This is a genomic window from Bradyrhizobium sp. (genome assembly GCF_035701725.1).
Lineage (GTDB): Bacteria > Pseudomonadota > Alphaproteobacteria > Rhizobiales > Xanthobacteraceae > Bradyrhizobium.
In genome coordinates, this window is record NZ_DASSRP010000429.1 from 1 (window position 1) to 13,219 (window position 13,219).

At 62.0% G+C, this 13,219-nt stretch carries 12 protein-coding genes; 5 read left to right on the top strand and 7 right to left on the bottom strand.

Annotated features, from left to right (window positions below; genetic code table 11):
* The 5 genes from VFL62_RS26505 to solA all read right to left on the bottom strand — a co-directional run.
* The coding region (locus VFL62_RS26505) for an amino acid ABC transporter ATP-binding protein (RefSeq protein WP_325175357.1) at positions 1 to 620 on the bottom strand (620 nt) is incomplete at its 3' end.
* A 13-nt stretch (positions 621 to 633) separates the two neighbouring features.
* Positions 634 to 1,479, bottom strand: a complete 846-nt coding sequence (locus tag VFL62_RS26510; protein WP_325175358.1) for an ABC transporter permease subunit — start codon at positions 1,477 to 1,479, stop codon at positions 634 to 636.
* Complete coding sequence (locus tag VFL62_RS26515) at positions 1,476 to 2,222, bottom strand: amino acid ABC transporter permease (RefSeq protein ID WP_325175359.1); 747 nt, start codon at positions 2,220 to 2,222, stop codon at positions 1,476 to 1,478. Before VFL62_RS26515 ends, VFL62_RS26510 begins: the two co-directional genes overlap by 4 nt.
* A gap of 30 nt (positions 2,223 to 2,252) precedes the next feature.
* Positions 2,253 to 3,080 carry a transporter substrate-binding domain-containing protein gene (locus VFL62_RS26520; RefSeq protein WP_325175360.1) on the bottom strand — a complete coding sequence of 276 codons (828 nt, stop codon included), beginning with the start codon at positions 3,078 to 3,080 and terminating at the stop codon, positions 2,253 to 2,255.
* Positions 3,081 to 3,104: 24 nt separating this feature from the next.
* Complete coding sequence (gene solA / locus VFL62_RS26525; protein ID WP_325175361.1) at positions 3,105 to 4,271, bottom strand: N-methyl-L-tryptophan oxidase; 1,167 nt, start codon at positions 4,269 to 4,271, stop codon at positions 3,105 to 3,107.
* A gap of 129 nt (positions 4,272 to 4,400) precedes the next feature.
* On the opposite strand from solA, the gene VFL62_RS26530 reads away from it, so the two are divergent.
* A complete protein-coding gene (locus VFL62_RS26530) occupies positions 4,401 to 5,357 on the top strand; it encodes a LysR family transcriptional regulator (RefSeq protein ID WP_325175362.1) in 957 nt (318 codons plus the stop codon).
* Between the two features lie 53 nt (positions 5,358 to 5,410).
* Here VFL62_RS26530 and VFL62_RS26535 read toward each other — a convergent pair whose 3' ends face one another.
* Positions 5,411 to 7,099 (bottom strand): methyl-accepting chemotaxis protein, encoded by a 1,689-nt coding sequence (locus VFL62_RS26535; protein ID WP_325175363.1) that lies wholly within the window; start codon positions 7,097 to 7,099, stop codon positions 5,411 to 5,413.
* Positions 7,100 to 7,466: 367 nt separating this feature from the next.
* Between VFL62_RS26535 and VFL62_RS26540 the strand changes: the two genes are divergently transcribed.
* Complete coding sequence (locus tag VFL62_RS26540) at positions 7,467 to 7,937, top strand: hypothetical protein (protein WP_325175364.1); 471 nt, start codon at positions 7,467 to 7,469, stop codon at positions 7,935 to 7,937.
* Positions 7,938 to 8,002: 65 nt separating this feature from the next.
* Here the strand turns inward: VFL62_RS26540 and VFL62_RS26545 are convergent, their stop codons facing one another.
* On the bottom strand, positions 8,003 to 8,311 hold the full coding sequence (locus VFL62_RS26545; RefSeq protein ID WP_325175365.1) for a cytochrome c: 309 nt from the start codon (positions 8,309 to 8,311) through the stop codon (positions 8,003 to 8,005).
* A 163-nt stretch (positions 8,312 to 8,474) separates the two neighbouring features.
* Here VFL62_RS26545 and VFL62_RS26550 point away from each other — a divergent pair, with 163 nt between their 5' ends.
* The 3 genes from VFL62_RS26550 to VFL62_RS26560 all read left to right on the top strand — a co-directional run.
* Positions 8,475 to 9,557: an HlyD family secretion protein gene (locus tag VFL62_RS26550; RefSeq protein WP_325175366.1), complete on the top strand. Its 1,083-nt coding sequence runs from the start codon at positions 8,475 to 8,477 to the stop codon at positions 9,555 to 9,557.
* Positions 9,554 to 12,286, top strand: a complete 2,733-nt coding sequence (gene rbbA, locus VFL62_RS26555) for a ribosome-associated ATPase/putative transporter RbbA (RefSeq protein WP_325175367.1) — start codon at positions 9,554 to 9,556, stop codon at positions 12,284 to 12,286. Before VFL62_RS26550 ends, rbbA begins: the two co-directional genes overlap by 4 nt.
* Positions 12,287 to 12,292: 6 nt before the next feature.
* A partial coding sequence (locus VFL62_RS26560; protein ID WP_325175368.1) for an ABC transporter permease occupies positions 12,293 to 13,219 on the top strand: 927 nt, incomplete at its 3' end.

Sequence of the window (13,219 nt, forward strand, 5' to 3'; positions counted from 1 at the left end):
CCCATTTCGTGGGTGACCAGCATGCATGTCATGCCTTCTTCCGCCAGTTCGCGGATCGTCACCAGCACCTCCTTGACCGTCTCCGGATCGAGCGCCGCGGTGACTTCGTCGAACAGCATTACGTCCGGCCGCATGGCGAGCGAGCGGGCGATGGCGACGCGTTGCTGCTGGCCGCCGGACAACTCGCCGGGATAGCTGTTCTCCTTGCCGGCGAGGCGCACCTTGGCGAGCAACCCCCTGGCCCGCTCCTCGACCGCCTTGCGCTCCTGACGGAGCACATGGATCGGGGCCATCATGACGTTCTCGAGCGCGGTCTTGTGCGGAAACAGGTTGTATTGCTGAAACACCATTCCGACCTTGCGCCGCAGCGCCAGCTTGTCGAGCCTGGGATCGCCGACATCGATGCCCTCGACCTGAATGCTGCCCGAGGTGATGGGGATCAGCGCGTTGATGCAGCGGATCAGCGTCGACTTTCCCGAGCCCGAGGGACCGATAATGCAGACCACCTCGCCCTTGCGGACGGAGAAGGTGATGCCCTTGAGCACTTCGAACGTGCCATATGATTTGCACACGTCGGTGCAGGTCACGATCGGTTGGTCCGCGGTCCAGGCTGATGTCATGAGTGGTCAAACCTCAACCGGTTTGGAAGCGCCGCTCGAGGTAAGCGGTCCACAGATTGATCGGATAACAATAGAGAAAAAAGCAGAGCAGCGCGAAGCCGTAGAGCGGCGCGAACAGTTCGGGGCGGCCGCCCTCGGCCGCATGCACCTGCGCGGTGAGGGTCAGCATCTCGGATACGCCGACGATCGAGGCCAGCACCGTCGACATCGCGACGATGCAGTAGATGTTCATCCAGGGCGGCAGCATTCGCTTGATGCATTGCGGCAGGATGATGCGCCACATGATCTGGCGCCGGGTGAAGGCCAGCGAATCGGCCGCTTCCCATTGCGTCGAAGGCACCGAGCGGACCGCCCCGCGCACCACCTCCGCGACATTGGCCATCACCGGAAGGGCAAAGCCCCCCGTCGCCTTGATCCAATCGGGCAACGGAATGCGCAGGCCAAACAACGTGACCTGGAACGGCACCAGAAACATCACAAAAAACAACAGCACGAGCCAGGGCGCGTTCCGGAACACCTGCGTCACCAGCCAACTCGCTTGCCGGATCGCGAAGAACTCGGACAACAGCCCGAGGCCGAGGCCAAGCCCGGCGATCGTTCCCAGCAGCATCGAAAGCGCCGAGATCAGAATATTGAAACCAAACCCCGTGAGCAGCAGCGGTGCCCACTTCGCGATCACCTCGATGGCCGGCAGCGCAGTCTTGCCGCCTTGCGCCGACGCCGCCGAGACGAACAGACACAGGCTCGCGCACAGCAAGGCAGAGGCGACGACGCGCGGCCGGAACTGTAGCGGCTGCGGGCGGAGATTGAACGGCAGCAGCACCGGCATGCGATCGCGCTCGAACTCGCGCACCGTCATCGGTGATACCCTGGAATGTACATCGCCCGTTCCCAGCGCTGCATCAGCCAGACCAATATGCCGACCAGCACGCCATAGGTGGCGAGCAGCAGGATCATCATCTCCAGCACGTTCTGCGATTCCGACCAGATCTGCTTGAGCGCATAAAGCGTTTCGGGCACCGCGATCGCGTAGGCCAGCGTCGTCGTCTTCAAGAGATTGACAAGGTTATTGTTCAACGCCGGCAGGCAGACACGGATCGCGAGCGGCAGAACGATATGGCGATAGGCCTTGAAGCGCGTGTAGCCCAGCGCCTCGGCCGCCTCGATCGTCGTCCTCGGCACCGCCTCGATGCCCGACCGAAAGATTTCGACGTTGAAGGCGGCCGCAAACAGCGACAGCGAAATGATCGCCCACTGCACGTTGTTGAGCAGCGGTTCGCGCATGCCGCCCGCGGTCTCGGTCGCCGGCAGCATGGTGCCGAGCCCGAAATAGAAGAAGAACAGCTGAACCAGCGGCGGCGTGTTGCGAAAGACCACGACGAAACCGTTGACGAGGCTGCGCAACAGCCGCGACGGACCGCTCTGGATCAGCGCGCCCACGGCGCCAAGTACAAGGCTCAAGATGATGGTGGTGACGCTGAGCAGCAGCGTCATCTTCACGCCATTGAGGTAGCGATCCCAGTCGTAAGCGTCATAGAAGACCGTGAAGTTCAGCCCGGTCGATTCGTAGAGGTGCCTGAACCATTCCGGAATCGCGTCCATCGCCGCACTCACGTCCCCCGCGGCCCTGTTCTACTTGGCGCCTTTATATTTCTCGTGCATCGCCTGCGAGTATTCGGTCGGCTGGACGCCCCACTTCTTCTCCTCGTCGACGATGAAGCCGGTCTTCATCCAGTCCTTGGTGGTGTCCTCGAGCATGGTCTGCAGGCTGGTATTGCCGAGCGCGACCGCGATCATCCAGGGCGCTTCAAGGATGCCCTTGAGCGGCAGCGCGTAGTCGTTCTTCCATTCGTCGTCGAGCAGCTTGCCCTGCAGGAAGGTCTGGTCGTAGAGATAGCCGATGCAGTTGCCCTGCTTCATGGCATAGAGCGGTTTTTCCGATCCGTCGAACGAGACGATCTCCGGGCCATACTGCCGCGCCACGTCCTTGTTGTACCAGGCGCCGGAGGTGGCGCAGACCGCCTTGCCTTTCAGCTCGCTCCAATCCTTGATGCCGGCCTTCTTGTTGAGCAGGATGTTGACGTAGTCGGCATAATAAAGCGGCTCGATCGCCTGGACGACGCGGCGTCGCTCCGGCTTGTCCGACATGGTGGCGATCAGCACGTCAATCTTGCCCTGTTGCAGGAACTCGATGCGATTGGAGGCGACGACGGGAACGAGCTCGAGCTTGACGCCGAGCCGTTTGGCGACGTCGCCGGCAAGATCCGGCTCGAGCCCGACAATATTGCCTTGCGGATCGCGGAAGCCGAACGGCTTGTAGTCGGCCTTGACGCCGACGATCAGCGTTCCCCGCTGCTTGATGGCGTCGATCCCGTCGGCGGCCTCGGCAGCGGCGAGCCCGAGGACGAAAGGCAGAACGAGTGCGATGCCGATGATCGGAAGGCGGATAAACTCTCGCATGGGACCTCGCCTCTTGATGTCGAACTATTCGAACCGCGCGACCGAAAAGCCGGACAGGTCGATCTGGTTGCGGCCGCCGGTCAACCGTTCGGCAACGGCGTAGCCGATACCGGCCGAGTGCTTGAAGCCGTGGCCCGAGCATGCCGAAACCACGAACAGGTGGTCAAGATGCGGGTGACGATCGATGATGAAACCCCGATCGGGCGTGGTCGTGTAAAGACAAGCGGCCGCCTGGCTGACGCGGGCGGTGGCGCCCGCAAGCCGCCCCTTGAGGTGCTTGCGATACATCTCTTCCGACTCCGATCGCTCGACCTCGCGATTGACGGTGTCCGCGGTGGTCCGCGTCTCATATTGCTCGGTCGCGATCTTGATGCTGCGCTCGCCGGGCAGCGGCGGAAAACCGTAGAAATAATCGACATCGGTTGCGCCATGCATCCAGATGAAGGCCGGCGACTGGGGTCCATAGGCCGCGAGATCGTCGAGCTCGTACCAGTGAAGAACCTGGCGGCTGACGGTCAGCAGGGAATCGAACGGCGCGCCCAAGAGCGGCGCCGTCCAGCTCCCGGCCGTGATCACCGCCTGCTTGGCCTCGATCGCGCCGCCGGAGGTTTCGAGGCGAACCATGCCATCGTCGGTGATGGAAAGAACCTCGACGCCGGTTCGGATTTGCGCGCCCAACTGCGCGGCGCGGCTCAATTGCGCCGAGACGCAGCGTTCCGGAAAGACGTAGCCGCCGCCGGGTTCGAAGTAGGCCTTCTCGGTCCCGGAAAGGCCGAGGAATTGCGGAAAGCGACGGCCGACCTCGGCGCCATCGATCACCTCGTGGGCGATGCCGAACTCTTTGGCCACTTCGATCGAACGAATGACAAAGTCCGGCTTGCCGTGATGCGAGGTTTGGCCCGAGCCCGGCCCCATGACCAGCACGCCGCACGCATTCAAGAGCTTCTCGCCGGTCTCGGCTTCGAGCTCGCGCCAGATCCGGTGTGAATTGAGAACCAGCGGCGCATAGTTGCCGCCCTCGCCGACCGCTTGCCGCGTGATCCGGGTTTCGCCATGGCTCGACCCCATCCGGTGCGGGGGCGCAAAACGGTCCAATCCGATGACATCGACGCCGCGCTTGGCCAATTGATAAAGGGTGGCGCTGCCCATGGCGCCAAGCCCGACCACGACGAAATCGGCTTTGTCGGTCATGGAAGGCGGCTCCGCTCAATCAATGGACATGGATTCGAATTGACCAAAAGTGGCAAATTCGACAAGGTTTTTGTCCACTCTGAAGTAAAATTAATGTTCAGCGTAAGCTGCGCTTAAGTTAGGGGCCAAATGGGTGATCAACTGGATCTCCGAAGCTTGCAGATCGTGGCGGCGGTCGCCGAGACCGGCAGCATGCTGGAAGCCTCGCAGCGCTACGGCATCACCCAATCGGCGGTGTCGCAGGCGGTGCGCCGGGCCGAAGCCGCAACCGGCGTTACGCTGGTAGACCGGAGCCGCCGGCCGCTCAAGGCGACGCGGGCCGGCCGCATCCTTGCCAACCGCTTCCATGACATCAATCGCGACTTCGGCAACCTGCTCGATGCGCTGCGCGCGGCGGCAGCCCTGCCGGAACGGGTCGACCTGCGGCTTGGCCTCGTCGATTCCTATGCCGGCACGGTCGGCGCCTATCTCGTCAAGGAACTCGCGACCGGCGCGATGGCGCTCAGCCTCACCGCCTGGTCGGGCCTGGCGGGCTCGCACGCAGAAGCTCTGGTGCGTCACACCATCGACGCGGCGATCACCTGCGATGCGATGGAGGACCTCGACGACGTCGAACGGTTTCCGTTCTACCGCGAGCCCTATCTCCTGGTCGCGCCGCGCCACCTCGCCGCCGAACTCGGCGAATTGGAGCTCGAAACAATTCTCGAACGCTGCCGTCTGGTGCGCCATAGCGAGCGCTCTTACGTGGGCGCCCAGGTCGAGCGGCACCTTAATCGCTTAGGCGTTCGTGCGCCGCGCGCCTTCGAGTTCGACACCTCCGACAGCCTGATCGCGATGGTCTCGATTGGAATGGGCGTGGCGATCACCACGCCGCTCTGCCTGCTGCAGGGAATAGCTCACGCGGCCAATGTCGCCGTGCTGCCGCTGCCCGGCCCCGGCTTCTCCCGCGAACTGCTGCTGGTGACGCGGCGCGGCGATCTGTCGTCGCTGGCGCCTCGCATTGCCGATATTGCCCGCAGCACGATCGTGGCGCAGGCGATGCCCCGCATCTCAACGCTGGTGCCGTGGTTCACCGCGGCGGGCTGACGCGCGCGGCGAACCGCGCACTGCGTCGGAAACGACGCGGGCACGCCGCTTACTCAGGCCGCGCGCACCGCCTCCAGGAACTGGGCAACCTCGACCTTCAGCCGCGTGCTGTCGGCGGCCAGCGACTTGGCGGCGGAGAGCACCTCGCCCGAAGCCGAGCCGGTGTCGACCGCGCCACGCTGCACGTCGGTGATGTTGGAGGAGACTTCCTGCGTTCCGATCGAGGCCTGCTGGACGTTGCGCGAGATTTCCTGAGTGGCGGCGCCCTGCTGTTCGACCGCTGCCGCAATCGCCGAAGACACTTCCGAGAGCCGTTCGATGGCGCTACCGATTTCCTGGATCGCTCCGACCGATTCATGCGTCGCGGTCTGGATGCCCGACACCTGCGCCCCGATCTCGCCGGTTGCCTTCGCGGTCTGCTCGGCCAGCGCCTTGACTTCCGAGGCCACCACCGCGAAACCGCGGCCGGCCTCGCCGGCACGCGCCGCCTCGATCGTGGCGTTCAACGCCAAGAGATTGGTCTGCCCGGCAATGCTGTTGATCAGCTCGACGACATCGCCGATGCGGGAGGCGGCGCGCGACAGCTCGTTGACGCGCTCATTGGTGCGCGACGCCTGCTGGACCGCCTCGGCGGCCATCCGCGCCGATTCCTGCACCTGCCTGGAGATCTCCGTGATCGACGACGACAATTCCTCGGTCGCCGAGGCGACCGACTGCACGTTGGTCGAGGCTTCCTCGGATGCGGCGGCAACCACCGTCGCAAGCTCCTGGCCGCGTTGTGCGGTGCCGCTCAGCGAAGTTGCGGACGCTTCGAGCTCGATGGAGGCCGACGAGACGGTTTCGACGACCTCGCCGATCATAACCTCGAAGTTGCGCGTGATCTGGTCGACCCGGCGGGCCCGCTCGACCTTGATCTCGGCTTCGTGCGCCGCCGCCTCGTCGGCAGCCTTCTTCTCGATCAGCGCTTGCTTGAAGATCTGCAACGCATCGGCCATCGAACCGATCTCGGTCCGCTCGCCGCGATGCGGGACCTCGGCCGTAAGTTCGCCCTTCCCGAGCGCCTGCATCGGCCGAATGATCGAGGCGATGCCGCGTGAGACGTCCTGGATCAGGTAGTATGCGGCCGCAACGGCCAACAGCACCGCGGTGACGATGATGCCGACCAGCACGCGAAAAATGGTGTTGTAGCTATCAGCCGCTTTCCTCGTCTCGGCCTCGGCTCCCTGATTATTGAGCTCAATCTCCTTGAGCAAAATCGGATCGGCCGCCTGCGCCATCTTCGCGACCTTGGTCTGCAGCAGCTCGTTGGCGTCGGCCGGGAAGTGGCCGACCGCCTTGCGCGACAGGTTCATGACGTCCTGCACGCCGGCCATGTATTCCGACCATCCCTTGCCCCATTGGTCGTGGAGCGCGCGCTGTTCAGTCGAGTTGATCAGGGGCTCATAGGCCTTGCGGGTGTGGTCGATGCGCTCGAGCAGCGAAGCGATCCGCTTCTCGGCGCTGTCCTTGCCCTCGGCCGTGTCCTGCATCAGGTGCAGACGAAGCGCGACGCGCAGCTCGTTGATGTCGGCCCGCAGCGAGCCAAGGGCGCGGACACTGGGCAGCCAGTTCTGCGAGATTTCGACCGTATGGGCGTTGATGTTCTGCATCGTGGTGATCGCCGTCACGCCAACGCCGGCGAGCGACAGAACCAGGACGGTCAAAACCGTCAGTATCTTGAAGCGAATGGACAATCTGGACATCGTAAGATCCCGCGCGCGCCAGCGCGACCCCCGCGGCCCTGGGCAGGCCGCTGGGCGAAACGAGTGCAACAAGCTGGCTGATTCTTGTGCAGGCGATTTTCGCCCACAATCGCAAAGCAGCGGTTAACGGAGCCGTGAAGAAATCCGAAAGCCGGACTTAACGGCGTTTTAAGATTTCCTCGCCCCACGGCCCGCGCGAATCGCGCACTGCTTTTCGGGGTCGGCTATCGGATCTGCGCGCCCGCAGGATAAAGGCGCGTGCAGCCAATGAAACAGCCCGCCTGCGATTGACGTAGCTCAAACCGGATATTTGCCGTCGATTTATCGTATCCGCACCAACAGCGAAATACGGACCCGGATGAGCAGCATGGGAGCCAAACGAATCCTGATAAGCACGTTAGTGGCCGCTGGCCTTTCAGTCCCACTTACCTTGGCACCCGCATCGTTCGCGTTGCCTGAAGATCATGTGCCGCACCTTGCTGACATCATGGGCACAATACAGGCCCGTCACATCAAAATCTGGTATGCGGGCAAAGCCGCCAATTGGGAGCTCGCCAAGTTCGAAGCGCGCCAGCTCGAGGCAGGTCTGGTGGATGCGGCGATGTTCTATGCCGGCATCCCGGTCAGCAACGTGACAACGATGGCAAAGCCGCTTCATTCCCTCGATGAGGCGATCGCGGCAAAGGACGGCAAGCAATTCTCGAAAGCGTATTCGGAACTCACCGCAGACTGCAACGGCTGTCACGCTTCGATGGCACGGCCATTCGTCGTGATCCGCGTTCCGACCGGGCAGCAGCCGTTTGGAGATCAGCTGTTTACGCCACAGGGCAAGCAATAAAAGTCGCAGAGCACAACCGCGCGATCACCTGAGACGAGAGCATTGCGCTCGAGGCTTTGCAGTGGTCATTTCTTCATCTGCATGATGAAAGCTGCGATGTCCTCCGCTTCGCTTCGCCTGATCGGCAGATTTGGCATCGCCGAATGCGGAAGCATCAGGAAGTTGGCGATCAGTTCGGCGTTGACGCCTGGTTTAGCGGCGATCGCCTCGAACGGAATCACTTGCCTGGCTTTCGCCGAGTGCCCACTGCCGGCATGGCAATCGGCACACCATCGCTCGGTCAGACGCTTTCCGAGTTCCGCGTCTTGCGTAAAACCCGCAGCACTTCCGAACAACACGATCGCGAATGTCAATTGTAGCGTTCGGTGCGTCATTCGACTTTCATACCAAGCCAGCCCAAGCGGCAGTTGAGCAAGATCAACGCGCGTCCTTGCCTCGGATTCTTAAGGGAACGGCACGCGAAATTGAGCCAAGTCAAACCGTGAAAACATGGTGCGATGCAATCTCGAAACAATCAATGCAATCCAGGCACCGAACATGCAAGTTTCCGATGAGTTGGCAGCCAAGGCGCTCAAGCCGCAGGAGTCGCCGCCGCTGGCGCCGCTGACTTCGCAGCATCTTGCCGTCATCCAAAAAAGGCGAAGCTGGTCGCGGCGGATCTGGGTCGTGCTGCTTGTCTTGCTATCGGGCGCCGGCGGCACAGGGTACTTCCTCTGGAAGATGGCCCATCCTCCGCTTCCGGTCGGCATCAGCCTCGGCAACGGCCGGATCGAAGCGGATCAGATCGATATCGATACCAAGCTTGCCGGCCGGGTGGCAGAGCTCATGGCCGATATCGGCGACATGGTGGGACCGGGGCAGGTTTTGGCGCGTATGGATACCAGCGACCTCCAGCAGTCGCTTTCGAAGTCGGAGGCGCAGATTCGGCAGGCGCGGCGCGCGGTCGACGAGGCGCAGGCGAATCTCAACCAGCAGGAAACGCAGCGAAAGCTGGCAGAGCAGGAAATGGATCGCACCCGGACGCTGCTCAAGAACGGTTGGGCCACGCAGGAAACGGCCGATCAGCGTCAGCAACAGCTTGACAGCGCGACGGCCAGTTTCAATGCGGCAAATGCCAGACTTCTGCTTTTACAGCATGCGCTCGAAGCCGCCGAGCACGACGCGGGTTTCTACCGGGTGCAAATCAACGACAACACCCTGACCGCACCCAAGCCTGGACGGATTCAATATCGCCTCGCCAATATCGGCGAAGTTATCCCGGCGGGCGGCAAGGTCTTCACGATGCTGGATCTGTCCTACGTCTACATGGACATCTATCTGCCAACGCTCGAGGCGGGCAAGGTCAAGGTTGGCGCAGACAGCAGAATTGTTCTCGACGCCTATCCGGATCATCCGATCCCGGCGAAGGTGTCCTTTGTCGCAAGCCAGGCCCAGTTCACGCCGAAGACGGTCGAAACCAAGACCGAGCGTGACAAATTGATGTTTCGCATCCGGCTACGCATCGATCCGGAGCGGCTCGCCGCGCATGCCGATGCAATCCGAAGCGGATTGCCCGGCGTCGGCTATGTTCGCTGGGACGCGGCGATCAAATGGCCTGACAACCTGCAGGGCAAGCCATGAACGATGGCGACACTGCGGTCGCCATCGTCTCCGATCTGTCCCATCTTTACGGCTCGGTGACGGCACTCGACCAGGTCTGTATCTCCTTGCCCGCCGGCCGGTTGGTCGGATTGATCGGACCCGACGGCGTCGGCAAATCGTCCCTGCTCGCCATTCTGGCGGGCGCGCGGCAGATCCAGCAAGGCGAGGCGCAGGTTCTGGGTGTGGACATTGCCAGCGCCGCGGCCCGGGCCTCGGTCTGTCCGCGCATCGCCTACATGCCGCAAGGACTCGGCAAGAATCTCTATCCCGATCTGAGCGTGAAGGAGAACATCGAGTTTTTCTCCAGACTGTTCTCGCAATCCAGGGATCAACGCGCCTGGCGGATTGAAGAGCTTCTGCAAAGCACGGGGCTTGCACCGTTCGCGGATCGGCCCGCCAAGAAGCTGTCGGGCGGGATGCGACAGAAGCTCGGGCTGTGCTGTTCGCTGATTCACGATCCGGACCTCTTGATCCTCGACGAGCCCACGACAGGCGTCGATCCGCTGTCGCGTCGGCAATTCTGGGACCTCATCGACCGCTTGCGCCGTCGGCGCGCCGGAATGAGCGTGATCGTTGCAACCGCCTACATGGAGGAAGCCGAGCGCTTCGATTGGCTGATCGGCATGAACGACGGCAGGATTCTGGCCAGCGGCTCGCCGTCGGAGCTCAAGGCCAAGACCGGAACCGGTTCGATCGAAGAAGCTTTCGTCGCCCTTCTGCCGAAGCGTCAGAGCAGCACCCCCGCGGCGACTACCCCGCTGCTCGATTCTGCTGCCGAGCCCGTCATCGTCGCCAAACAGCTGACGTGCCGTTTCGGCGACTTTACGGCGGTGGATCAGGTGAACTTCTCAATTCGGCGCGGCGAGATCTTTGGCTTTGTCGGCTCGAACGGCTCGGGCAAGACAACGACGATGAAGATGCTGACGGGCCTGTTGCCGCCTTCGGGGGGCGAGGCGCTGATCTTCGGCCAGGCGATGCAGGCCGGCGGTCTCGCGGCCCGACGCCGGGTTGGCTACATGTCTCAATCCTTCTCGCTCTACGGCGAACTGACGGTTCGCGAAAACCTCTCTTTGCATGCGCGCCTCTTTCAACTGCCGCGCGGCTTTGCCGATGAGCGGATCGCGGAGCTGGTCGAGAAATGCGACCTCGCCGACAACATGGACCAGCTCGCTTCCGAGCTTCCCCTTGGCATCCGGCAGCGTCTATCGCTGGCCGTTGCCGTCGTTCACAAACCGGAATTGCTGATTCTCGACGAGCCGACGTCGGGGGTCGATCCCATGGCACGCGATCAGTTCTGGGCGCTGCTGATCGACCTGTCGCGAAATCAGGGCATCACCATCTTCGTGTCGACGCATTTCATGAACGAGGCGGCGCGTTGTGACCGTCTCTCCCTCATGCACAACGGGCGCGTGCTTGCGACCGACACTCCTGAAGGCCTGATCAAGTCAAAGGCCGCCTCGACGCTCGAAGAAGCCTTCATCCGCTTTCTCGAACGGGAAGAGCCGATTGAAGCAACGCCGATCGACCGAACGCCGGCTGAAGCGCCTGCGGCGAGACCCGCGTTGGAATCGCGGCGTGATCCGCTTTTCAGCCCGCAAAGGTTGTTCGCCTACACCATTCGGGAAAGCCTTGAGCTGCTGCGCGATCGCATCCGGCTCGGCTTCGCCCTGTTCGGCACCGCGCTGTTGATGCTGGTTTTCGGCCTCGGTATCTCGACGGACGTCAATAATCTCAGCTTCGCCGTTCTCGACCGCGACCAAACGCCGGAAAGCCGCGCCTATCTGGAAGAACTGCGTGGATCGCCGTATTTCGTCGAAAAACGGCCGATCACCAATTATGGCGACCTCGATCGGCGTCTCAAGAATGCCGATATCGATGCAAGCATCGAGATCCCGCCGAACTTTGGCGTGAACCTCAAGAAAGGCGGCCCGGTCTGGGTATCGGCCTGGATCGATGGCGCGATGCCGTTTCGCGCGGAGACCATACGCGGCTATTTGCAGGGCATACATCAGCTCTATTTGAGCGATCCGGTCATCAAGACGACGCAGCCGATGCCGCCGCCGGCGGCCGGCGTCGAAGTGCGTTTCAAATATAACCAGGATTTCGACAGCGTCTTTGCGATGGTGCCGTCGACGCTGGCGATGATGCTTGCGTTGTTTCCCGCCATCCTGATGGCGCTTGCGGTGGTCCGCGAAAAGGAACTTGGATCGATTATCAATCTCTACGTCACTCCGGTGACGCGGCTCGAATTTCTGCTGGGCAAGCAGCTTCCCTACGTCGCCGTCGCCCTGATCAACTTCGTCGTGATGCTCTTGATGGCGGTCTTCCTGTTCCAGGTCCCCTTGAAGGGCAGCTTTCTGGCGCTTGCCATCGGCTCCGCGATCTATGTTTTCACGACCACCGGCTATGGCATGCTGATCTCGACATTTTGCCGCTCGCAGATCGCGGCGCTGTTCGGGACCGCCATTCTCACCATTCTGCCCGCGCAGCAGTTTTCAGGCATGATGACGCCGGTGTCCTCGCTGTCGGGCATGGCTCAATTGATCGGGCTCTGCTTTCCGATGAGCTACTACCGCCCGATCAGCGTCGGCGCCTTTACCAAGGGTCTCGGATTTGCCGACCTCGGATCGAGCATTCTGATGCTGATCGTGTTCGTTCCGGCGCTGACAACCATCAGCCTGTTGTTGCTTCGCAAGCAGGAGCGTTAGAGTTCGATGCGAACCCTCAGCAATATCTTCTGGCTCGGCACCAAAGAACTGCGCAGCGCGCTGAGTGACTGGGTACTGCTCGGCTTCGTGATCTATTCATTTTCGCTAGCTGTCATCAGCCAGGCGCAAAGCAACTCGCAGGAACTATATCACGCCTCGATCGGAATCGTGGACGAGGATCAGTCCGAGTTATCGAGGCGGATCGGTCACGCATTTCTGTTGCCTTACTTCAAACCGCCCGTCGCGCTGGCGCTGGGCGACGTCGAACATCTGATGAATGTGGGAACTTTCACTTTCGTGCTGGATATCCCGCCGAACTTTCAGCGCGACGTTCTGAGCGGGCGCCAACCACAAATCCAGCTCCAGGTTGACGCGACCGCGATGGTTCAGGCCGGACTTGGTTCGGGCTATGCCGGCGAGATCATCAATACCGAAATCGCCCAGTTCGTGTCCCACGCGGAAACTGCGCCGCAGGCGCCCGTGAACCTGGCGATCAGAATTGCATTCAATCCGAATGTCGCGACCGCCTGGTTCACGAGCGTCATGGGGATCATTTCCAGCGTTACGCTTCTGGCGATTATCATGGCCGGCGCCGCCCTGGTTCGAGAACGCGAACACGGCACGATGGATCATCTGATGGTGATGCCTCTGAGCCCGTTCGAGATCGCGATGTCGAAGATATGGGCGAATGGACTGCTGATTGCGTTGGCGGCCGGCGCGTCGCTCTACTTGGTCGTGCGGCTGCTGCTCGGCATCCCGATCGCCGGTTCGATTCCGCTGTTCATGGTCGGCGCCGTCCTCTATTTGTTCTTTGCCACCTCGATCGGCTTGTTCCTGGGAACGGTGGCGCGGTCGATGCCGCAGCTCGGCCTGCTCTACATGTTGGTGGCGGTGCCGATGAACGTGTTGTCCGGTAATGCGACGCCGCTGGAA